Origin of the sequence: Stenotrophomonas sepilia, from assembly GCF_003244875.1 — a bacterium.
Lineage (GTDB): Bacteria > Pseudomonadota > Gammaproteobacteria > Xanthomonadales > Xanthomonadaceae > Stenotrophomonas > Stenotrophomonas sepilia.
Genome location: NZ_LXXZ01000056.1, coordinates 94823 through 117267 on the forward strand (window position 1 = coordinate 94823; position 22445 = coordinate 117267).

The 22445-nt window shown below is 68.3% G+C and carries 19 protein-coding genes; 7 read left to right on the forward strand and 12 right to left on the reverse strand.

All coding sequences use genetic code 11. The features are described 5' to 3' along the window. Positions 1-22: 22 nt before the first annotated feature. Together A7X97_RS11165 and efp are read right to left on the reverse strand one after the other, a co-directional pair. Positions 23-1366 carry a TRZ/ATZ family hydrolase gene (locus A7X97_RS11165; protein WP_053500540.1) on the reverse strand — a complete coding sequence of 448 codons (1344 nt, stop codon included), beginning with the start codon at positions 1364-1366 and terminating at the stop codon, positions 23-25. Between the two features lie 205 nt (positions 1367-1571). Further along, complete coding sequence (gene efp, locus A7X97_RS11170) at positions 1572-2138, reverse strand: elongation factor P (protein ID WP_005410381.1); 567 nt, start codon at positions 2136-2138, stop codon at positions 1572-1574. A 96-nt stretch (positions 2139-2234) separates the two neighbouring features. On the opposite strand from efp, the gene epmB reads away from it, so the two are divergent. Further along, positions 2235-3275 (forward strand): EF-P beta-lysylation protein EpmB, encoded by a 1041-nt coding sequence (gene epmB, locus A7X97_RS11175; RefSeq protein WP_111007931.1) that lies wholly within the window; start codon positions 2235-2237, stop codon positions 3273-3275. 71 nt (positions 3276-3346) lie between these two features. Here epmB and A7X97_RS11180 read toward each other — a convergent pair whose 3' ends face one another. From A7X97_RS11180 to A7X97_RS11190, 3 genes are all read right to left on the reverse strand, one after another. Further along, entirely contained in the window at positions 3347-5473 is a 2127-nt protein-coding gene (locus A7X97_RS11180) for a putative bifunctional diguanylate cyclase/phosphodiesterase (protein WP_072168404.1), read from the reverse strand. Then, on the reverse strand, positions 5470-6345 hold the full coding sequence (locus A7X97_RS11185; protein WP_245884984.1) for a phosphate/phosphite/phosphonate ABC transporter substrate-binding protein: 876 nt from the start codon (positions 6343-6345) through the stop codon (positions 5470-5472). The genes A7X97_RS11180 and A7X97_RS11185 overlap by 4 nt, the downstream gene beginning before the upstream one ends. A gap of 103 nt (positions 6346-6448) precedes the next feature. Then, the gene (locus A7X97_RS11190; protein ID WP_072168405.1) at positions 6449-7219 is read right to left on the reverse strand and encodes an RNA methyltransferase; all 771 of its coding nucleotides are present in this window, start codon (positions 7217-7219) and stop codon (positions 6449-6451) included. 120 nt (positions 7220-7339) lie between these two features. On the opposite strand from A7X97_RS11190, the gene A7X97_RS11195 reads away from it, so the two are divergent. Then, a complete protein-coding gene (locus tag A7X97_RS11195; RefSeq protein WP_049468091.1) occupies positions 7340-8167 on the forward strand; it encodes an inositol monophosphatase family protein in 828 nt (275 codons plus the stop codon). A gap of 677 nt (positions 8168-8844) precedes the next feature. Here the strand turns inward: A7X97_RS11195 and htpX are convergent. Further along, positions 8845-9711 (reverse strand): protease HtpX, encoded by an 867-nt coding sequence (gene htpX, locus A7X97_RS11200; RefSeq protein ID WP_049415827.1) that lies wholly within the window; start codon positions 9709-9711, stop codon positions 8845-8847. Between the two features lie 93 nt (positions 9712-9804). Between htpX and gluQRS the strand changes: the two genes are divergently transcribed. The 3 genes from gluQRS (at position 9805) to phaR (ending at position 12199) form a co-directional block, all read left to right on the forward strand. Then, positions 9805-10725 (forward strand): tRNA glutamyl-Q(34) synthetase GluQRS, encoded by a 921-nt coding sequence (gluQRS, locus tag A7X97_RS11205; protein WP_072168406.1) that lies wholly within the window; start codon positions 9805-9807, stop codon positions 10723-10725. Positions 10726-10742: 17 nt separating this feature from the next. Beyond that, the gene (gene phbB, locus A7X97_RS11210; RefSeq protein ID WP_072168407.1) at positions 10743-11483 is read left to right on the forward strand and encodes an acetoacetyl-CoA reductase; all 741 of its coding nucleotides are present in this window, start codon (positions 10743-10745) and stop codon (positions 11481-11483) included. A 182-nt stretch (positions 11484-11665) separates the two neighbouring features. Next, positions 11666-12199 (forward strand): polyhydroxyalkanoate synthesis repressor PhaR, encoded by a 534-nt coding sequence (gene phaR, locus A7X97_RS11215; RefSeq protein WP_072168416.1) that lies wholly within the window; start codon positions 11666-11668, stop codon positions 12197-12199. Positions 12200-12273: 74 nt separating this feature from the next. Here the strand turns inward: phaR and A7X97_RS11220 are convergent, their stop codons facing one another. The 6 genes from A7X97_RS11220 to A7X97_RS11245 all read right to left on the reverse strand — a co-directional run bounded on the left by A7X97_RS11220 (position 12274) and on the right by A7X97_RS11245 (position 19820). Next, the gene (locus A7X97_RS11220) at positions 12274-13236 is read right to left on the reverse strand and encodes a TraB/GumN family protein (RefSeq protein WP_005417757.1); all 963 of its coding nucleotides are present in this window, start codon (positions 13234-13236) and stop codon (positions 12274-12276) included. Positions 13237-13238: 2 nt separating this feature from the next. Next, complete coding sequence (locus tag A7X97_RS11225) at positions 13239-14168, reverse strand: DUF1684 domain-containing protein (protein ID WP_111007928.1); 930 nt, start codon at positions 14166-14168, stop codon at positions 13239-13241. An 11-nt stretch (positions 14169-14179) separates the two neighbouring features. Continuing rightward, on the reverse strand, positions 14180-16081 hold the full coding sequence (mutL, locus tag A7X97_RS11230) for a DNA mismatch repair endonuclease MutL (protein WP_061478061.1): 1902 nt from the start codon (positions 16079-16081) through the stop codon (positions 14180-14182). A gap of 121 nt (positions 16082-16202) precedes the next feature. Beyond that, positions 16203-17774 carry an N-acetylmuramoyl-L-alanine amidase gene (locus tag A7X97_RS11235; RefSeq protein WP_061478062.1) on the reverse strand — a complete coding sequence of 524 codons (1572 nt, stop codon included), beginning with the start codon at positions 17772-17774 and terminating at the stop codon, positions 16203-16205. Positions 17775-17856: 82 nt separating this feature from the next. Then, positions 17857-18339, reverse strand: coding sequence for a tRNA (adenosine(37)-N6)-threonylcarbamoyltransferase complex ATPase subunit type 1 TsaE (gene tsaE, locus A7X97_RS11240; protein ID WP_072168411.1), 483 nt, complete (start codon positions 18337-18339; stop codon positions 17857-17859). Beyond that, entirely contained in the window at positions 18336-19820 is a 1485-nt protein-coding gene (locus A7X97_RS11245) for an NAD(P)H-hydrate dehydratase (protein WP_111007929.1), read from the reverse strand. The genes tsaE and A7X97_RS11245 overlap by 4 nt, the downstream gene beginning before the upstream one ends. Positions 19821-19843: 23 nt before the next feature. On the opposite strand from A7X97_RS11245, the gene queG reads away from it, so the two are divergent. Together queG and xseA are read left to right on the forward strand one after the other, a co-directional pair. Next, on the forward strand, positions 19844-20914 hold the full coding sequence (gene queG, locus A7X97_RS11250; RefSeq protein WP_061478065.1) for a tRNA epoxyqueuosine(34) reductase QueG: 1071 nt from the start codon (positions 19844-19846) through the stop codon (positions 20912-20914). Between the two features lie 44 nt (positions 20915-20958). Beyond that, entirely contained in the window at positions 20959-22290 is a 1332-nt protein-coding gene (xseA, locus tag A7X97_RS11255; protein WP_111007930.1) for an exodeoxyribonuclease VII large subunit, read from the forward strand. Positions 22291-22445 lie beyond the last annotated feature (155 nt).

Genomic DNA, 22445 nt, shown 5'->3' on the forward strand with positions numbered 1-22445 from the left:
GGGGTCCTTGCGGCGCCAGGGATCAGGCGCGGATATGACGGATGCGCTCGCGCCACTGGCGCGCGTTGGCGATGATGCCCGGCAGGTCCATGCCGACCAGCTCGCGCTGCACCAGCTTCGGCTTGCCGGCGATCCAGACGTCGCTGACCTGCTGGCGGCCGGTGGCATACACCAGCTGCGACAGCACGTTGTGCAGCGGCTGGGTTTCCAGCGCCGACAGGTCGACACAGACCAGGTCGGCCTGCTTGCCGACTTCGATCGAACCGATGCGGTCAGCAAAGCCCAGCGCACGGGCGCCGCCCAGCGTCGCTGCGCGCAGCGTGGTGGCCGCGTCCAGCGCGGTGGCATCATCGGCCACGGCCTTGGCCAGGATCGCTGCGGTACGGTTCTCGCTGAACATGTCCAGGTCGTTGTTGCTGGCGCAGCCATCGGTGCCGATCGCCAGGTTCACGCCGGCGCGCTGCAGGGCGCAGGCCGGGCAGAAACCGGAGGCCAGCTTCAGGTTCGATTCCGGGCAATGCACCACGCTGACGCCGCGTTCGGCGCACAGGTGGATTTCCGCATCGGTCAGCTGGGTCATGTGCACCGCGATCAGGCGGTCGTTGACCAGGCCGAGCCGATCCAGCCGCGCCAGCGGGCGCTGGCCGTGCAGCTTGATCGAATCGTTGATCTCCTGCGCGGTCTCGTGGGTATGCAGGTGCACCTGCATGTCGAGCTGGTCGGACAGCATCCGCACCCGCTCGAAGTTGGCATCGTTGACCGTGTACGGCGCATGCGGCGCGAACGCGGTGCCGATCAGCGGATCGGTGCGCCACTGATCATGCAGTTCACCGGCCTTGGCGAAGTATTCGTCGTCGGTCCTGGCCCAGGCGGTGGGGAAATCGATGATGACCGCGCCAACCAGTGCGCGGAAACCGTGCTTCTTGTAGACCGCAGCCTGCACGTCGCCGAAGAAGTAGTTCTCGTTGGCACAGGTGGTGCCGCCGCGCAGCATCTCGGCGATGGCCAGGGTGGTGCCGTCGGCGACGAACTCGGGGCCGATCACCGCCGCTTCCACCGGCCAGATGTGCTGCTGCAGCCAGGTCATCAGCGGCAGGTCGTCGGCGACGCCGCGCAGCAGGGTCATCGGGTTGTGCGTGTGCGCGTTGACCAGGCCCGGCATCAGCGCCGACTCGGGGCGGCTGACCACCTGTGCGGCACGGAAGCGTGCGCGCGCCTCGGCACGCGGCAGGATGGCCACGATCTCGCTGCCACGCACGGCAACGGCATGGTCTTCCAGCACCACCGCATGCGGCTCGATCGGAACGACATGACCGGCTTCGATGAGCAGGTCGCAGGCTTCGGGGAGGTGCGGGCTATCGCTCATGCGGGCTCACTGGCTGGGGGCGGCGAGATACTTCTGGGGAACACGCCCCTGAGTCAGGGGCTGCCGCGAAGCGGCGGGGTCTGGAGACCCGTGAAGCGCGGCCCATGATCTGCCGAAGCAGATCATGGGAGCGCCAGCGCGAATGCACTGGCGCGTATCCGAGCATGGCTCGGCTCTACAGCAAGGTCGGCCTGCGGCCGGAACCTTATTTGACGCGTGCGGAGTATTCGCCCGAACGCGTGTCGACACGGATCACTTCGTCCTGGTTGACGAACAGCGGCACGCGCACCACGGCACCGGTTTCCAGGGTGGCCGGCTTGCCGCCGCCGCCCGAGGTGTCGCCACGGACGCCCGGATCGGTTTCGGTGATCTTCAGTTCGACGAAGTTCGGCGGCTGAACGAAGATCGGCTCGCCATTCCACAGGGTGACCACGCAGGACTCTTCGCCCTTCAGCCACTTCTCGGCGCCGCCCATGCCAGCCTTGGTGGCCTGGACCTGCTCGAAGGACTCCGGATCCATGAAGTGCCAGTATTCGCCGTCGCTGTACATGAAGTTCATGTCGGTATCGACGACGTCGGCTGCATCCAGCGAGTCGGTCGACTTCATGGTCACTTCCTGGGTACGCCCGTCCTTGATCAGGCGGTACTTCACGCGGGTGAAGGCCTGGCCCTTGCCCGGCTTGACGTATTCGGTGTCGATGATGACGGCCGGTTGGTTGTTGACCAGGATCTTCATCCCGTTCTTGACGTCGTTCATGCCGTAGCTGGCCATGCGTAAACTCCTGAGTGGCAGAAACGCCGCGGGTGCGGCGAGCCGTTAGAATGGAAAGCCCACCGGATGCCGGTGGGCGACTGTTTTTCTGCCCCCATGATAACCGCAGGCCCCCTCTCCATGCAGCTTTCCGCCTTCCCCCGGCCCCAGTCGCCAGGCGCGCCCGTGCGCTGGCAGCAGCTCTGGCGCCAGGCGCTGCGCGACCCCCACGCCCTGCTGGCCCGGCTGCAGCTGGACCCGGCGGCGCTGGGTGTCTCGGAGGCGGCCATGAACCAGTTCGCACTGCGCGTGCCCGAGGGCTTCGTGGCCCGCATGCGTGTGGGCGATGCGGCCGACCCGCTGCTGCGCCAGGTGCTGCCGATCGACGAGGAAATGCGCCCGGCGCCCGGGTTCAGCTTCGACGCGGTGGGCGATGGTGCCGCCAGGAAGGCCACCGGCGTCATCCAGAAGTACCGTGGCCGCGCCCTGCTGGTCGCCACGGGCAGCTGCGCGATCAACTGCCGCTACTGCTTCCGCCGCCACTTCGACTATGCCGCGGAGAACGCCGCCAAGGGTGGCTGGCAGGAGGCCGTAGCCGCCATCGCGGCCGACCCGGACATCGATGAGGTGATCCTGTCCGGCGGTGACCCGTTGTCACTGGCCACGCACAAGCTGGTCGAGCTGACCGACGCCCTGCGCGCGATTCCGCATATCCGCCGCCTGCGCATCCATACCCGGCTGCCGATCGTGCTGCCGGAACGCGTGGACGATGAACTGGTGTGCTGGCTGGGCAGCCTGCCATGGCCGCTGGCGATCGTGGTCCACGCCAATCACGCCAATGAATTCGACGCCAGCGTGGACGCGGCGATGGCCCGCCTGCGCGGCGTCGGCGCCCAGCTGCTGAACCAGGCGGTACTGCTGCGCGGGGTCAACGACAGCGTGCAGGCCCTGCAGGACCTGAGCGAGCGCAGCTTCGCCGCCGGCGTGCTGCCCTACTACCTGCACCAGCTGGACCGGGTCGAAGGCGTGGCCCACTTCGAAGTGGATGATGCCCAGGCCAAGGCACTGATTGCCGGCCTGACCGCACGCCTGTCCGGTTATCTGATCCCGAAACTGGTGCGCGAACTGCCCGGCGACCCGAGCAAGCGCCCGCTGTAAAAAAAGGGACGGAGGGGATTAAGTCGCAAATGCATAAGCGACTTAATCCCCTCCGTCCCCTTTTGTGTCGGTCAGAGGCCCGACTCGATCATCCGCACCACTTCGGTGGCGGTCACCGGGTGGCTCAGCCAGTAGCCCTGGCCGAGATCGCAGCCGCGCTGCACCAGCAGTTCGAACTGCGCCTGCTGCTCGATGCCCTCGGCCACCACGGTGATGCCCAGTGCGTGGGCCATGGCGATGATCGCCGTGGTCAGCGCCAGATCGTCGGGATCGCGCTGCATGTCGGCCACGAAGCTCTTGTCGATCTTCACGCCGTCCACCGGCACCTGGCGAAGATGGCTGAGACCGGAGAAGCCGGTACCGAAATCGTCCAGCCAGACCTTCACGCCGGTGCGGTGCAGCTTGTCCAGCAGCTGCGCGGCAACCATTTCGTCGCCGATCACCGCAGTTTCGGTCAGTTCCAGGTGCAGGCGCGACGCCGGCAGCCCCGACTCGTGCAGGCACTGCGCGACCAATGCCGGCAGTTCACCGCCGCGCAGCTGCCGCGGCGACACATTCACCGACACGAACAGATCATCGCCGCCCGCCCCGCGTGGCCACTGCGAGGCTTCCATGCAGGCCGCACGCAGCACCTTCGGGCCGATGAGCTCGATCAACCCGCTCTGCTCGGCCACTTCGATGAACACCGACGGCGGAATCGTTCCCAGGGTCGGATGCTGCCAGCGCAGCAGCACTTCCACGCCGACCATGCGCCGGTCGCGCATGCGGAAGATGGGCTGGTAGGCCAGGCGCAGCTCGCCGCGCTCCCAGGCCCCGCGCAGCTCCTGCTCCATGTGCACGCGGCGCTCGACCGCGTGGTCCATCGCACGGCTGTAATAGCGGTAGCAGTTCTTGCCGGCCATCTTGGCCTGGTACATGGCGATGTCGCCGTTCTTCAGCAGCGTGGTCGCATCAGCGGCATCGTCCGGGAACAGGGTCACGCCGATCGAAGTGCCCAGGAACAGTTCCCGGCCCTGCACCACCAGCGGCTTGCCCAGCTCGCGCACCAGCACTTCGGCCAGCAGCCGTGCGTTGGCCGCCACGTCGCCATCACCGACCAGGATCACAAACTCGTCGCCGCCAAAGCGGGCCAGCAGCGCTTCATCGCCACCGGCTTCGGTAACCGCACTGCCGATGCGCTGCGCGAACTGCAACAGCGCTTCGTCACCGGCCTCATGGCCCAGGGTGTCGTTGACGCGCTTGAAGTCGTCGATATCGGCAAACAGCAGGCCCAGCCGATGATTGGATGCGCGCGCGGCCATCAGGCGATGGTCCAGCGCTTCCCGGAATGCCAGCCGGTTGGTCAGCCCGGTCAGCGCATCGGTATAGGCCATGCGCCGCACCTCGCGGTCATGGCGGGCGATGGCATCGCGCATGCGGGCGAAGCCGCGCACCAGCTCGCCGACTTCGTCGTCGCGGGTGTTCTCGGCCAGCGGCGCCTGGTAGTCGCCAGCCTCGATGCGGCGCGCCGCAGCGGCCAGGTCCCGGATCGGCGCCACCAGGGTGCGCTGCACGTACAGGATCACCACCACGCCGATCACCACCAGCAGGCCCAGCATCAGCAGCAGCCAGCCCAGGTGGCGGCTGCCGACCTGCTGCAGGCGCTCGCCGAGCGTGGCATTGGCGGCCTGTTCGCGCTGCTGCACCTCGTCCAGCGCCATGCCGACGCGGACGCCGCCGATGCGCTGGTTGCCGACCATGATCGGCATGGTGTTGTCGAGCACCTTGGGCGATTCCTGCACCACCAGCGCCTGCGCCACCGCGGCCTTGGGGGCCAGCGGGTCGGTCATCGGCTGGCCGAAGCCGGACACCTCTATCGAGCCGTCATGCACCAGCCGGCCGCGTTCGTCGAACACCAGCACATAGCGCACGACCGGTTGCCGTGCGGTGCTGCGCACAAGCGCACCGACCTGGTCCAGGTCGCGGTAGTACAACGGGTTGGCCAGCGCGTCGGACAGCTCGCGCGCCATTGCTTCGCCGCGGCTGCGCACGCTGCGGTCGAACAGTTCATGGATGACGCCACCACTGAGGTTGCGCACCTCGCGCTGCATCGCCGCCTGCCGCCCCAGCAACACCGCCAGGATCGCCACCACCACGACCATCGCCCCGCCCATCGCCAGCAGGAACCGGGCCTGCATTCCCGAGCCGAGCCACTTCATTCCACTTCCATCCGCACGCGCGTCAATCCTTGTTTCAATTCATCCAGCCGCTGCTGCGCATGCGCATCGACGCGGTGGAAACCGGAAGTGCCGAAAAACCGATGCAGCGCCCCCTGTGCCTGCGGGTCGCTGGCCGCCTGCAGCAGGACGTCCTGCAGCCGGTCACGCACCCGCGGGTCAAGGTCGGCGCGAACCATTTCCACCGCCCGTGGGTAGGGTTCGGTGCGCAGCAGTTCGCGGAAGTCGCGCCGGAATGCTGCAGGCATCCGTCGCTCGTCATTCCAGTCCACGCTGCTCACCGCCCCCACTTCGACCATGCCCTTGTGCACGAACGTGGCGATGTTCAACTCGCTACGTGCGAACACGTACCCCACGCTGTCCCGGCCCGGCACGTCCCACACACCGGCCAGGATCTGCGGCGCCAGCCCTTCCTGCAGCAGTGTCATCACCGGCACCAGGTAGGCACTGGTGGACGCCGTGTTCTGCAGCGCCAGGCGATGCCCACGCAGGTCCTGGATCCGCTGGATCGGACTGTCGCGACGCACGAAGAACACGGTCTGGTACTCACGCACGCCATTGCGCTCGGTCAGCAGCAGCGGCCGCGCGCCACTGCGCTGGCCCAGTGCCACCGCCGTACCCGACGTTTCCGTGACCCAGTCGACCCGCCCCCGCCGCAGATAGCTGGCCATCTGCTGCGGGTCGCGTGCCATCAGGATCCGCCCTTCGGTGATGCCGACGTCGTGCATGCGTGCCACTACATAGTCCAGCAACGGTTGCAGCTGCTCGTGATGGGCCTTGGGATCATCGCTGATCCGGCCCAGCACCAGCACCCGGTCCGGTGCTGCATGCACCGTCCCGGCCAGCAGGATCATGACCAGGCTCAGCAGTCCCCTCTGCACTGCCCTTCGCAGACCCGACACAGGCTTCATCCCCCCTGGGTATCCGGACAGACTACCCGAAAAAATGAGAACGTCGTCAGCTGTCCTTGTTGCCCGCCTGCGCCAGCCGCGCCATCCGCTGGGTGTCGGCAAGGATGCCGCGCAACAGGCGCACTTCCTGCTCGCTCGGCTCGCTGCGCAGGAACAGCCGGCGCAGCTTGCGCATCGCCGATTCCGGCGCGCGGCCCTTGTGGAAATCGATCTCGTCCAGGGTGTCGCCAAGCTGGGCGAAGAAACTCTCCATCTGTTCATGGCTTGCTGCCTGTTCGCGGAAACCGGGCTCGGCGTCCGCGGCCGGCTGCGCGCCCAGCAGCTGCATGCGTGTCTCATAGGCCAGCACCTGCACGGCGGCAGCCAGGTTGAGCGAGCTGAACGCCGGATCGGACGGGATGTGCACCGCCGCGTGGCACAGCTGCAGTTCTTCGTTGGTCAGGCCAGTGCGCTCACGGCCGAACACCAGCGCCACCTCGGCGCCCTCGCCCGCCTTGGCCACCGCACGAGCGGCGGCATCGGCCGGCAGGTACTCCTCCAGCTGCACGCGGCGGGCACGCGCGGTGCAGCCCAGCACCAGGCGGCAATCGGCCACGGCCTCGGCCAGGGTGGCGACCACCGGGGCGTCCCCCAGCACATCTTCGGCACCGGCAGAGCGGCGGAAGGCCTCCTCGTCCAGCGGTTTCTCGGGGGCGACCAGCACCAGGCGGGCCAGGCCCATGGTCTTCAGGGCACGGGCGGCGGCCCCCATGTTGCCGGGGTGCTGGGTACCGACCAGGACGAATCGGAGGCGGGTGGTGGCAGGAAACTGGGACATGAACAGGGAAAAGGTCGAGCTGGACGATGACCAATGGTAAACTGTGCGGCCGGCCACTGCGCCGGACCCGCTCTTTTCCCCCGCCAGTCCATCTCTTCTGCCTTTCCGGGAGCCCACGCCATGCAGAAACCCGCCGTCACCGTCATGGTCAAGGCCGCCCGCCTCGCCGGCAACGTCCTGTTGCGCAACATCAACAAGCTCGAGGCACTGAACGTGGTGCAGAAGGGCCGGATGGACTACGCCAGCGAAGTGGATGCGGACGCGGAAAAGGTCATCGTCAAGGAACTCAAGCGCGCTTACCCGGACTACGGCATCTTCGGCGAAGAAGGTGGCGTGCAGGGCGAGCGCCGCCAGATGTGGGTCATCGACCCGCTGGACGGCACCAGCAACTACCTGCGTGGCGTGCCGCACTACTGCGTGTCGATCGCGCTGGTAGAGAACGGCGAGCCGACCGACGCGGTCATCTTCGACCCGCTGCGCAATGAGCTGTTCACCGCCAGCCGGGGTGCCGGCGCCGTGCTGAACGACCGCCGCATCCGCGTGGCCGAGCGCAAGGATCTGGAAGGCACGATGATCCACACCGGTTTCGCCCCGCGCGAGCGCAGCCGCGCCAGCGCCCAGCTGAAGGCGGTCGACGCCCTGCTGGTGCACGGTGAGGACATCCGCCGCACCGGTTCGGCGGCACTGGACCTGGCCTACGTGGCCTGCGGCCGTGCCGACGCCTACTTCGAGGCCGGTGTGAAGGCGTGGGACATCGCCGCCGGCCTGCTGCTGGTCCGCGAGGCGGGCGGCAAGGTCTGTGACTTCAAGGGCGCGACCCTGGGCCGCATGGACAACCGTGGCCCGGAGACCCACCAGATCGTGGCCGGCAACCTGAAGGTGGCCGAGTCGCTGCAGAAGGTGCTGGTGAACACCGGCTACGCCGCCGAGTTCGACGCGAAGTTCTGAGGTTTTGCGTAAAGCGGTTCATGGAGACGGCGCCTGCGAGGGTGCCGTTTTCGTTTGTGCGCACGGAGATTCGTTTCCGCGACCGCGGGGGGTGTCACTTTCTTTGCGCGCAAAGAAAGTAACCAAAGAAACGCTCCGCCAGGGCGCGAGCCGACGTGCTGCGCACGCCGGTGCCCTGCGCTCCTCGGCCCGCCGAGGGACGGTGCGGGAACTCGCTGCGCTCAGACACCCGCACCTCTTCGCCCTCGCCGGACCTGCGGTGCTCGGCTCGCTCAAGGCGGACCCAAGGTCAAATGCCACAGCTGCACCCAGTACATCTTCGCGACGGGGGATGCTGTTGTTCTTGATCTTGATCTTGACCTTTCAGTCCGCCTTGAGCGAGCAGAGCATCGCAGGGGAATCAGGGGCGAAGAGGCGCCGATGTCTGAGCGCAGCGAGTTCGGCGCCGTCCCCTGATTCGCCGAGAAGCGCAGGGTACCGGCGCGTAGCGACGGCTCGCGCCCCGGCGGCGTGTTTCTTTGGTTACTTTCTTTGCAGGAGCAAAGAAAGTGACACCCCTCCGCGGTCGCGGAAATGACTCTCGCCGGGTCGTACCCGGCGCCACAGATGCGTCGGCGCGCCAACAAAAACGCCCGGCGCGCGGCCAGGCGTTCCTGCACTACCTTGAAAGCAGAAGCTTACGCCACCGTCGACGCCCGCAGCGCGGCGATGCGCTCTTCCAGCGGCGGGTGGCTCATGAACAGCTTCTTGGCCGTCGAACCGGAAATGCCGAAGGCGGCAATCTGGGTCGGCAGCGTGCTCTGGCCATGGTTGAGCTGCAGGCGCTCCAGCGCGGCGATCATCTTCTGGCGACCGGCCAGCGAGGCACCGCCGGCATCGGCGCGGAACTCGCGGTGGCGCGAGAACCACATCGAGATCATCGTGGCGAACAGGCCGAACACCATCTCCAGCACGAACACGATGATGTAGTAGGCGAACCCACGGCCGCCGCCTTCGCGGTTGCCCGACAGCGCGCTGTCGATGATGCCGCCGACCACGCGGGCCAGCACGATCACGAAGGTGTTCAGCACACCCTGCAGCAGCGCCATGGTAATCATGTCACCGTTGGCGACGTGGGCGATCTCGTGGCCCAGCACCGCTTCGGCCTCGTCTTCGCTCATGTTGTGCAGCAGGCCGGTGGACACCGCCACCAGCGCGTTGTTGCGGTTGGCACCGGTGGCGAAGGCATTGATCTCCGGGCCGTCATAGACGGCCACTTCCGGCATGCCGATGCCGGCGGCCTTGGCCTGGCGCTCGACCGTGGCCAGCAGCCAGCGCTCGGTCTGGTTGCGCGGCTCGGTGATCACCACCGCACCGGTGGAGCGCTTGGCCATCCACTTGGACAGCAGCAGCGAGATGAAGGAGCCACCGAAACCGAAGATGCCGGCCATCACCAGCAGGCCGCTCATCGAACGCGCGTCCACGCCCAGGATCGACATGACGATGCCGGCCAGGATCAGGACCGCGAGGTTGGTCGCCAGGAACAGGGCAATACGGGTGAACATGGGAAAATCCGGCTCGGAAGGGGTCGATATCCGTCAATTTGCGGTGCGCTCAGCTTGAATTCAAGCGCCAACCTGACCGACGATTCAGCCTGCATGACCGCCATTGTTCCCTGCGGCCGCTTCGCGCCCTCGCCGACCGGCCTGCTCCACCCCGGATCCCTGCTTGCCGCCTTCGGCAGCTGGCTGCTGGCCCGCCACCACGGCGGCCTGTGGCGGCTGCGCATCGAAGACGTTGACCCGCCGCGTACCGTGCCCGGCGCCGCGCAGTCACAGCTGCAGGCACTGGCTGCGTTCGGCCTGGTCCACGACGGCCCGGTCCTGTGGCAGAGCGCTCGAGGCGAGGCCTACCAGGCCGCGCTGGACGTGCTGCTGGCCAGCGACCAGGCCTTCATCTGCCACTGCAGCCGCAGCGAACTGGCTGCCAGCGGCGGCATCCACCACCGCTGCGTTGCGCGGCAACCGCGACCGGACCCCGCCGTCCGCTTCCGCGTGCCACCGGGCAGCGTCGTGCACTTCGACGATGGGCTGCGTGGCCCGCAGCAGCAGGACGTGCATGCCGAAGTCGGCGACTTCGTGCTGCGCCGTGCCGACGGCTGCTGGGCCTACCAGCTGGCGGTGGTGGTCGATGACGCCGCGCAGGGGGTGACCGAAGTGGTGCGCGGCGCCGATCTGCTCGATTCCACCGCGCGGCAGATCCTGCTGCAGCAGGCGCTGGGCCTGGCGGTGCCGCGCTACTGGCACCTGCCGCTGCTGCTCGACGCCCCCGGCCACAAACTGTCCAAGTCGCTGGCGTCGCTGCCGGTGGACAGTACACGGCCGGTGCCGGTACTGCGCGCGCTCTGGCAGCTGCTGGGCCAGGCCCCTGCCGCACTGGACGGCGCCGATGACCGGGATGCGCTGCTGCACACTGCGCAACGGGCATTCGACCCGGTTCGACTGCCGCGGACCGACATCCTGTTGCCGGCCGGCGCACTTTCCGCGCCGATGTTGCAGAATCCCCCTTCCCCCACCTGATTCCCGGACAGCATTCCATGACATCTCGCGTCGCACTGGTCACCGGCGGAACCGGCGGCATCGGTACCGCCATCTGCCAACGCCTGGCCGACCAGGGCCACCGGGTCGCCACCAACTACCGCGACGAGGGCAAGGCCCGCGCATGGCAGCAGGCGATGACCGAGCGCGGCTACAACGTGTCGATCTTCCCGGGCGATGTCTCCGATCCAGGCAGCGCCGAGGCGCTGGTGCGTGCGGTCGAGGCCGAGCTGGGCCCGGTCGAGATCCTGGTCAACAATGCCGGCATCACCCGCGACACGACGTTCCACCGCATGCGCGCGGACCAGTGGCACGATGTGATCAACACCAACCTCAATTCGGTGTTCAACGTCACCCGTCCGGTGATCGAAGGCATGCGGCGCCGCTGCTGGGGCCGGGTCATCCAGATCAGCTCGATCAACGGCCTGAAGGGCCAGTACGGCCAGGCCAACTACGCCGCAGCCAAGGCCGGCATGCACGGCTTCACCATTTCGCTGGCCCGCGAGAACGCCGGCTTCGGCATCACCGTGAACACCATTTCGCCCGGCTACGTCGCCACCGACATGGTGATGGCGGTTCCGGAGGACGTACGCGCCAAGATCATCGCCGACATCCCCACCGGGCGCCTCGGCAGGCCGGAGGAAATCGCCTATGGCGTGTCCTTCCTGGTGGCCGAGGAAGCCTCATGGATCACCGGCAGCAACTTGGACATCAACGGCGGCCACCACATGGGCTGGTAAGCCGCGCAGGGGCCGCTGCGGCATGCGCTGACGGCCCCTGCCGATGGTCATGCTGCGCAGCACGCAAACCCTTGCTGCGCAACATGATCGCTGCTGAAAGCCAAGCCTGGCGGGGGCTGGGGCGGTTGCAACCGCTGCTGCACTGCGCCATGCTGCGCGTCTACTGTGACGAGTACCGCTTCATGGCTGCGACCCGCATCATCAAGAAGTATCCGAACCGCCGTCTCTACGACACCGAGATCTCCAGCTACATCACCATCGAGGACGTGCGCCAGCTGATCCTGGACGGTGAAGACTTCGAAGTCCGCGACGCCAAGAGCGGCGACGACCTCACCCGTTCGGTCCTGCTGCAGATCATCGCCGACCAGGAACAGGACGGCGAACCGATGCTCTCGACCCAGCTGCTGAGCCAGCTGATCCGCTTCTACGGCGATTCCCTGCAGGGCTTCATGGGCAACTACCTGGAGCGCAGCATGCAGGTCTTCCTCGACCAGCAGCAGCAGTTCCGCCAGCAGATGGGCAACCTGCTGGGCCAGACCCCGTGGGCGATGATGAACCAGCTGACCGAGCGCAACCTGGAGCTGTGGCAGGAATTCCAGCGCAGCATGGGCAGCGGCTTCGGTGGCCCGCGCCCGGGCGGCACCGGAACGGGAACCGGCAACAGGCCCGGCGAACCCGGCACCGGTACCGGCACCGGCGGCAAGACCCGCCGCTGAGCTGCAGCAACGGCTGATACGGAAACGGCGCGCCCCTGGCGCGCCGTCTTGTTTGGCATCGCGCCAACCGTGCGTCAGCGTTTGGCCTTGCACCCCGTGCACACGCGCTCGACCTTGTAGCCCTTCGCCCTCAGCTTCTCGACCACGCCATCACTGCCCAGCAGGTGCAGCGTGCCGACCACCACCAGCGTACCGCCCTGCCCGGCCTGCAGGTACGGCTGCAGCTTCGGCACCCAGGCATCGTTGCGACCGGTGTTGATGCGCTGGTACAGCTGCGGATACTGCTGGCGCATCTCTGCCGCCATCTTGGTCCACAGCAGGCGCTCGTCGCCGCGACGCCATGCATCATGCAGCAGCCGCGCCTGCTCATCGGCCTTGCCGGCCTGGTCCAGTGCTTCGGCCAGCATCTGCCGCTGTTCCTGCACCGTCATCCCGTCCAGCATGCCGATCTGGGTATCGATATCTTCCAGTCCCGCGGTCTTGCGGCCGGTCTTCTGCGCGCGTTCCATGAAGTGGCGGTCCAGGCCCAGCGCCGGGTCCAGGCCCAGCTTCTGCATCTGCCCGATCGAAATGCTCAGACCGACGAACCACGGCTTCATGCCCTGCATCTGCGCCAGCGGCAACTGGTTCTGGGCAGCAAAGGCCTGCAGCTTCTGCCAGGTGGCCGCATCCAGATCACGCTTCAGCTCGCTGCCATCGGTGCGGGTCGCAGCCTGCACCATGCGGCTGGCCAGCTGGGGCGATTGCATGTCTTCCGGCGACAGTTCGAACACCACCCGCTGCGAGGCTTCGAACGCCTGCTCGACATCGGGCGACAGCGGGTAGTCCTGTGGCTTCAGCAGATGGAACGATCCCAGCAGGTACACGCGTGCATCGCCCGGGCCGGTGACTTTCCACAACAGGGGTACCGGCGGCTTGGCCGCCGTTGCTGCCGCGGCCGCGGCAGGGCTGGCCTGGCCATCGCGGGCCGTGGCCAGTGGCGCCACTGCGCAGGCCGCCAGCAACAGCGCGGTACGGAACAGGTGTTTGATCGGCATGGTCAGCCTTCTCCTTCAGGCAGGTGGTAGGCCTTCTCGCCGGCTTCCACGCGCAGGTCCAACCGGTTTTCCGGCGGCGCCAGCGGGCAGGTCGCGTAGGCGGTGAACGCGCACGGTGGGTTGTAGGCATGGTTGAAATCGATGCGCACCGTGCCGTCTGCAGCGGGGGCCTCGGTATCCAGATAGCGCCCGGCCGGATAGCTGCCGCGGCCGCTGGTGCGGTCGGCGAAGATCAGGAACAGTGGCTGCCCGGGCGCACCGATCGCCTCCAGGCGCCAGCTGCGGCCATCACGTTCGAACTCCACCGCACCGGCATTGGGCATCTCGGTGGTCAGGCCAGTGATGTCGACGATCGGCAAGGTCTTCCCCGGCGGATGCGCGATGAAGCGCGCCTGCACCTGCCAGTCCGCGCCGCCCGGCCAGTACCGCAGGCCGGCGAAATCACGCCGCGCCGGTGCCTCGGCATGCTTGACCCGCAGCGCGTCCCGTGGCCCCCGGCGGATGATGCTGAGCTGGCCCTTGCCGCCATCGAAGGCCAGCAGCGTCGGCTGCGTGTCCTTGTCGGTGTCGACGCGGATGCGGCCACGCACCGGCTGGCCGTCGTGGCTGACATCGACACCGGCTTCAGGCGTGAACCACCACTGCGTCCCGTCGCGACGCAGGAGTCCCAGCCTGTCCGGGCCGACCGACAGGCGGATGCCGTTGGTGGCGCCGCTGCCAACGAAATGGGATTTGTTCTGCAGCCAGTGCAGGCCGACCAGGGCCGTCCAGCCATCGGGCCGGGTCAGGTCCTGGTAGCGCGCTACACGCCATTGCTGCTGCGCGGCCGCGTAGGCCGGATCTTCAGCGACCGTCGGCGCCGGCGGAGTTGCCGGGCTGCAGGCGGCCAACACCACGGCGGCCAGCAGGCCCGCCACTCCCCGATAACGCATCGATGCTCCCCTCAACGTCCGCGCAGGAACCAGCGGTCGATCTCCGCCAGCGAAAAACGGGCCCAGGTCGGTCGGCCGTGGTTGCACTGGCCGGACCGTTCGGTGATTTCCATGTCGCGCAGCAGCGCGTTCATTTCCGGCACGGTCAGGCGCCGGTTGGCACGCACCGCGCCATGGCAGGCCATGGTCGACAGCAGCTCGTCGCGTGCACTGGCCACGCGGCGGCTCTGGCCGTGCTCGCGCAGGTCGGTCAGCACGTCGCGCAGCAGTCCTTCCGGTTCGGCATGCGCCAGCAGTGCCGGAATGCTGCGCACGTGCAGCGACCCGGGGCCGGCCCGAGTCACCTCGAAGCCGAGCGCCGCCAGTGTGTCGGCTTCGCTTTCGGCGGTGTCGGCCTCGCGCTCGCCCACCGCCAGCGTGATCGGCACCAGCAACGGCTGCGACTGCAGGCCGATGCCATCGTGCGCATTCTTCAGGCGCTCGTAGCCGATGCGTTCGTGGGCCGCATGCATGTCGACCACGATCAGGCCTTCAGCGTTCTCGGCCAGGATGTAGATGCCATGCAGCTGCGCGATCGCGTAGCCCAGCGGCGGTACACCCGCGTCGGCACTGGTTACCGGCAACCCGTTCTCGCTCGGCATCGGCGGCAACGCCGCTGCGCGTTCGGCACCGGCCGGCGTGGCATACAGCGCGGCGTAGGCGGCCGGTGCATCGGCCACCTGCAGGCCCAGCGGCTGCTGCGGACGCCAGCCTGAAAATCCGCCACCACCACCTCCCGAGCCGGGCGCAGCCCCACGCACCAGCCCGAACCCCGACGCGCCGGCGCTCGATGCCGTCGGGACGGCGGCGGCGTCCGCCGGATGTGCGGGGCCGGCACCGATCTCCTGCGCCGACATGCCGGCACGGGTATCGGCCAGCGCATCCTTCAACGTGCGATAGACGAAATCGTGGACCAGCCGCGAATCGCGGAAGCGCACCTCGTGCTTGGCCGGATGCACGTTGACGTCGACACGGGTCGGATCCAGTTCGAGGAACAGCACATAGGCCGGCTGGCGGCCGTGATACAGCACGTCGCCGTAGGCCATCTTCACTGCGTGGGCGACGCTGCGGTCACGCACTGAGCGACCGTTGACGTACAGGTACTGCTGGTCGGCGCTCGCGCGCGAATAATGCGGCTGCGCAATCCAGCCATGCAGGCGCAGGCCGGCGCCGCTGTGGTCCACGCGCACGGCCTGGTTGGCGAAATCCTCGCCCAGCGTTTCGGCAAGGCGTGCATCGGAATACAGATCGCCTGGCTTGTAGCGCCGCGAGGCCTTGCCGTTGTGCGACACGCGCAGCTCGACATCCGGCCGTGCCAGCGCCAGCGAACGCAGCCACTCTTCGATATGGCCCAGTTCGGTACGCTCGGCGCGCAGGAACTTGCGCCGCGCCGGCACGTTGTAGAACAACTCACGCACTTCCACCGTGGTGCCCGGCGCATGCGCGCGCGGGGTCACCTCGCCGATCTTGCCGCCTTCGATCTGCAGTGCCGAACCGTGCTCGTCGTGCGCGCGCCGCGAGCACAGGGTGAAGCGGCTGACCGATGCGATCGACGGCAGCGCTTCTCCCCGGAAACCGAGCGTGGCCACCGATTCGAGATCGTCAAGATCGGCGATCTTGCTGGTGGCATGGCGCGACACTGCCAGTGGCAACTGCTCGGGCGCGATGCCACTGCCGTTGTCGCGGATGCGGATCAGGCGCACGCCGCCCTCTTCAAGATCGATATCAACGCGGCTGGCGCCGGCGTCGATCGCGTTCTCGACCAGCTCCTTGACCACCGACGCGGGTCGTTCGACCACTTCGCCGGCGGCGATCTGGTTGATCAGGATCTCCGGCAACGGCCGGATCGGGCGCGGATGGGTAGCAGACGTCATGCGGGGATGATAACGGAGCGGCCGAGGGTAGAGTCGAGCCATGCTCGACTGACGGGCTACCCGCAAGGCCCAGTCGAGCGCGGCTCGACTCTGCAGAAAGCAGAAACCCGCCTTCGGCGGGTTATTTGCTGCCGCCGGCCATGGTGGCTGCGGCGTCGATCTCGGCCTGCGCGCGGGCGGCATACAACGTGCCCGGCGGCGGTTGGCGGCTGAAGAAGGTGTGCACACCATCCAGCACAGCGCCAGCGACCTTGCGCTGGTAAGCCGGGTCCGTCAGGCGGCGCTCTTCATCCGGATTGGAAATGAACGCCGTTTCCACCAGCATCGCTGGCATGTCCGACGTGCGCAGCACCGCGAAGTTGGCGCGCTCGATGTTCGGCTTGTGGTTGTTGCCGATCCGCTTCAGGCCGCCCAGCACGTGGCCGGCGGCGTCTTCGGACGCCTTCATGTAGCCGCTCTGCGCCAGGTCCAACAGCACATTGGCAAGCGTGCCCTCGGTCTGCTGCAGGCGAACGCCACCGACCAGATCGGCCGCGTTTTCCTTGTCTGCCAGCCAGCGGGCGCGCTGCGAAGAGGCACCCTTGGTCGACAGCACGTACACCGACGAACCCGTGGCCGAACGGTTCTCGGCCGCGTCGGCATGGATCGAAATGAAGATGTCCGCCTTGTTCGCACGCGCCTTCTGCGCACGCATCGGCAGCGGGATGAACACGTCGCTGTCGCGCGTCAGGTAGGCCTTCAGGCCCGGCGTGGCGTTGACCTGGCGGGCCAGCTCACGCGCCACGGCCAGGGTGACATCCTTCTCGCGCTTGCCGGTCGGGCCGATCGCACCCGGGTCCTGGCCACCATGACCAGGATCGATCGCCACCACAAGATGGCGCATGCCGGGCTGCATGCGGATGCGCGATGCATCGCTGGGCATGGCCGGACGCGGCGGCTCGGCCGGCGTCGGCGCCGGTGTAGGGGCCGTTGCCGGCGGCGTGGTCACCACCGCAGCAGTGCGCTGGCCGGCGAGGATTGCAGCCGGCGAGGATGAGGGCGTGCTGCTGGCCGCGACGCCTGCCGCAGCAACCTGGGCCGGCGCGCTGGTCGGTGCGGGGGTCGGCGTGGCGGGTGCGGCGGCGCTGGCGCTGGCCTGCTGCTGCACCTGTGCGGTCAGCAGGGCGGTGGCCCGCGCAGCATCGGTGCGTGACTGCGCGTTCTCGGCCGGCGTGGGCGCGACTGAGCCCCCCGCAGCGGCCGCCTGCGGCTGCACCGCCGGTGGCGTCGCCGGGCGGCTGGTTGTGGCCACGGCAGGGCCATCACCCGGCCATTCGATCACCAGCTTGGATTCATTGCCCTCGCGCTGCATCTGCGGGCGGAACGGCGCCACCGATTCGGCAAGGTCGAACACGACACGGAAAGTGCCCGGGACCGGCTGTCCGGTACGCACCGCCGTGACCACGCCCTGCGCGGCCGGCATCTTCAGGTTGCGTACGGCGCTGGAGTCGGGGAAATCGACCACCAGGCGGTTCGGGCCGGCCAGCGACAGGGTCTTGTAGCCGCCACTGCCGACCAGTGAGATCTCGGCACGGGTGCCGGTCGCGCCGGTGTTCAGCAGCACCTGGCGGACTTCACCCGCCCACGCACTGACGCTCGCCAGACCCAGTCCGACGGCGGCACAGATGGCGATGAGACGGTTCCCCGGGCGCATGGCTCAGGATTCAATCACCGCGCTGAACGGAATGCAACACCTTTTTCCTTAATAATCCGTAACCTGCCGATCTTTGTTCTCGTCAGCCGACAGAAATGGCCTGCAAGTCGCCCCCTTGGGGCAGCCGTTTCAGCCATTCATGTCCAACGTCGCTGGCTCCGGTGAGACGGACACGGCGCCCCTGTCCTTCGATCTCCAGCGCTACCACCAGATCGGTCGGCGGCAGCGCGCCGGCGCCCCGTTCCGGCCATTCCACCAGCCACAGCACCGCGCTGCCCTCGTCCAGGCCTAGGAAATCCAGCTCACCGGCCTGGCCGATGCGGTACAGGTCCAGGTGCCACGCCTCACCGCCACTGGCCAGCGGATAGCGCTCGACCAGGGTGTAGGTGGGGCTGCGGATCGCGCCCCGCACGCCCAGCGCGCGCAGCAGCGCGCGGGCCGTAGTGGACTTGCCGGCGCCCAGGTCGCCGCGCAGTTCGATCAGCGCCTGCGGCGGCCGGGTGGCCGCCAGCCACTGCCCGAGCAGTTCGGTGGCGTCGCTGTCGGCAAGGAAGAAATCGGTCATGGGAAGCATTCCGGGTTGGCCAGTCGCCGCAACGGCGCCAGCAGATCAGTAGGAAGCAGGCCGCGTGCACCGTCAGCGGCAGCCGCGTCGCCGGCCAGCGCATGCAGCAACGCGCCCGCCGCGGCGGCATCGAAGGCGGCCAGGCCCTGCGCACGCAGGCCGGCGATGATGCCGGTGAGCAGGTCGCCCATGCCCCCCACGGCCATGCCGGGATTGCCGGCGGCGATCAACCGGGGCGTTTGCCCGGGCGCCGCCACGATGCTGCCGGCGCCCTTCAACACCACCACCGCGTGGAAACGCTCGGCGAGCGTCTGCGCACAGGCGTAGCGATCGGCCTGGATGTCGCTGGTGCTGCAGCCGAGCAGGCGTGCGGCCTCGCCCGGGTGCGGTGTGAGGACGGCGCCGGGCAAGGCACGCGGATCCTGCGCCAGCAGGTTCAGCGCGTCGGCATCGACCACCAGTGGTTTGGCGCTGGCCAGCACCCGCGCAAACAGTGCGCGTGCCCATTCGTCCTGGCCCAGACCGGGCCCGATCGCCACCACCTTCGCCCTGTCAAGCAAGGCCGGCAGCGCTTCGCCGTCTTCCAACGCGTGGGTCATCGCCTCGGGCAGCCGAGCCAGCAGTGGACCGACGTGGTCGCGGCGGGTGCCCAGGCTCAACAGCCCCGCCCCTGCGCGCAAGGCGGCCTCGGCTGCCATGGCGATGGCACCGCCGCTGCCGTGGTTGCCGCCGACGCACAGCACGTGGCCGGATTCACCCTTGTGGGTATTTGCGCGGCGCGGCGGCAACAGGGCCGGCAACCGTGCCTGCGTCCAGTACTCCACGGCAGGCGACACGCTTTGCCATGCGGCCGCGGGCAACTGCAGGGGTGCCAGGGCCTTGTGCCCGCAATGATCCAGCGCGTCGCCGGTGTACAGCCCGCGATGGGCCACGATGAACTGCAGGGTCAGCGCAGCGCGTACTGCCGCGCCGGGTACCGCACCGCGGTCGGCATCGACGCCACTGGGCACATCCAAGGCCAGCACAGGTGCCGCCTGCGCATTGATCGCAACGATCAGCGCCTGCGCCGCGCCCTCCGGCGCGCGATCGAAACCCAGCCCGAACAGGGCATCGACCCAGAGGTCGGCCTCGGGCAGCGCGCCGTCGAACTCGGTGATGGCGCCGCCGTCGGACCTGAACTCCGATGTTGCACGCTGCGCCAGCGCGGTCGATGGCGCCCGGCCCGGCAGGGCGATCACCCTCACCTCGCGCCCGGCCTGCAACGCGTGGCGAGCCAGCACGAGGCCGTCGCCGCCATTGTTGCCCGCACCGACCACCACGCCGATGCGCTGCGCCTGCGGCCAATGCTGCAGCAGGCACTGCCAGGCGGCCTGGCCGGCCTGCGCCATCAGTCCCCAGCCAGCATCCCCCGCCAGGGTGGACGCCTGGGCATCCAGCGCACGCGCGGCAGCGGAATCGAACAGATCGGCGAGGTTGGCCATGCAGGGATTTTATACTGGTGCGCATGTCCCTCGCCCCCTCCCCCGTCGATCCAGCCCAGGCCGTGCAGCGCATCCGCGAACTGGCCCGCGCGCATGGCTTCCAGCGCTGCGGCATCGCCGGTATCGAGCTCGGCGAGGACGAGGCGCACCTGGCCGACTGGCTGGGCCAGGGCCTGTACGGCACGATGGACTGGATGGCGCGCCACGGCACCCTGCGCGCACGACCGGCCGAGCTGTTGCCCGGCACTGTGCGCGTGATCTCGGTGGGCATGGACTACAGCCACAAGGATGACACCGAAGCGTGGGCGACGCTGGCCGACCCGGGCCGCGCCTACGTGGCGCGCTATGCGCTGGGCCGCGACTACCACAAGCTGATGCGCAACCGCCTGCAGAAGCTGGCCACGCAGATCAACGACGAAGTCGCGCCACTGGGCTACCGCGTGTTCGTCGATTCCGCCCCCGTCCTGGAGCGCGCACTGGCCCGCAACGCCGGGCTCGGCTGGATCGGCAAGCACACCTGCCTGATCGACCGCCATGGCGGTTCCTGGTTCTTCATCGGCGAGATCTACATCGACATCCCGCTGCCGATCGATACGCCGGCCACGGCGCACTGCGGCACCTGCACGCGCTGCATCGATGTCTGCCCGACCCAGGCCATCACCGGCCCGCAGCGGCTGGACGCGCGGCGCTGCATTTCCTACCTGACCATCGAACACGACGGCGCCATTCCCGAACAGATGCGCCCGCTGATCGGCAACCGCATCTATGGCTGCGACGACTGCCAGCTGGTCTGCCCCTGGAACAAGTTCGCCAAGCGCACCGACGAAGCCGATTTCCGCGCGCGCAACAACCTCGATACCGCGCGCCTGGACCAGCTGTTCGCCTGGGACGAAGCCGAGTTCCTGCGCCGCACCGAAGGCAGCCCGATCAGGCGCAGCGGCCATGAGCGCTGGCTACGCAACATCGCCGTGGCGCTGGGCAATGCGCCGTCCTCGGCCGAAGCGCTGGCTGCGCTGCAGACCCGCATCGACGATCCCTCACCGCTGGTGCGTGAACACGTGCAGTGGGCACTGGGCCAGCACACGGCGCGCTGACGTGCGATCCTGAGCCCCCGTTCCGCCCGCAGCACGCCGTTTCCATGCAGCCACGCAACAACGACATCCTCACCCCCAGCCAGCTCAACACCCTGGCCCGCGACCTGCTGGAAGGCAGCTTCCCGGCGATCTGGGTCGAGGCCGAACTGGGCAGCGTGGCGCGTCCTGCCTCCGGACACCTCTACTTCAACCTGAAGGACGCGCGCGCGCAGCTGCGTGCGGCGATGTTCCGGATGAAGGCGCAGTACCTGAAGTTCGTGCCGCGCGAAGGCATGCGCGTGCTGGTGCGCGGCAAGGTGACCCTGTACGACGCCCGTGGCGAGTACCAGATGGTGCTGGACCACATGGAGGAAGCCGGCGAAGGCGCGCTGCGCCGCGCCTTCGAGGAGCTGAAGGCACGGCTGGAGGCCGAGGGCCTGTTCGACCCGGCACGCAAGCGGCCGCTGCCGGCGCACGTGCAGCGCCTGGCCGTGATCACCTCGCCCACCGGCGCCGCCGTGCGCGACGTGCTGAGCGTGCTCGGCCGGCGCTTCCCGCTGCTGGAAGTGGACCTGCTGCCGACCCTGGTACAGGGCAGCAGTGCCGCCGCGCAGATCACCCGGCTGCTGCAGGCCGCCGATGCCAGTGGCCGCTACGACGTGATCCTGCTGACCCGCGGTGGTGGTTCGCTGGAAGACCTGTGGGCCTTCAACGATGAAACACTGGCCCGTGCGATCGCCGCCAGCCGCACGCCGGTGGTCTCGGCGGTGGGCCACGAAACCGACTTCAGCCTGAGCGACTTCGCCGCCGACCTGCGTGCACCAACGCCCTCGGTGGCGGCCGAGCTGCTGGTACCCGACCAGCGCGAACTGGCCCTGCGCCTGCGCCGCACGGCCGCCCGCATGGTGCAGCTGCAACGGCATGCGATGCAGCAGGCGATGCAGCGCGCCGACCGCGCCCTGTTGCGCCTGAACGCCCAGAGCCCGCAGGCACGACTGGATCTGCTGCGTCGACGCCAGCTCGATCTGGGCCGGCGCCTGCATGCCGCGTTCAACCAGCAGCAGGAGCGCCGTGCCGCGCGCCTGCGTCACGCGTCTGCGGTACTGCGTGGGCATCATCCGCAGCGCCAGCTGGACGCGATGCAGCGTCGCCTGACCGCCCTGCGTGGGCGGCCGCAGGCAGCGATGCAGCGTCTGCTGGAGCGCGATGCACTGCGACTGCGCGGACTGGCGCGTTCACTTGAAGCAGTCAGCCCGCTGGCGACCGTGGCGCGTGGCTACAGCATCCTGACCCGCAGCGACGATGGTGCGCTGGTGCGGCGCATCGACCAGGTGCAACCTGGTGACGCCCTGCAGGCCCGCGTCGGCGACGGCGTGATCGACGTGCAGGTCAAGTAGAGGGTTGTTCGGCAGGGCTGCGCCCTGCACCCACAGAGGCTTCAAGCAACGGCCGAAGCAACAGCAAAAGCTGGCATTCCGCGGGTTGGCGGGGCGGTGCCAGAGTGCGGGGACGCCGTAAACCCGTCCATGGGGGCTTGGCAGCCGCATCCATG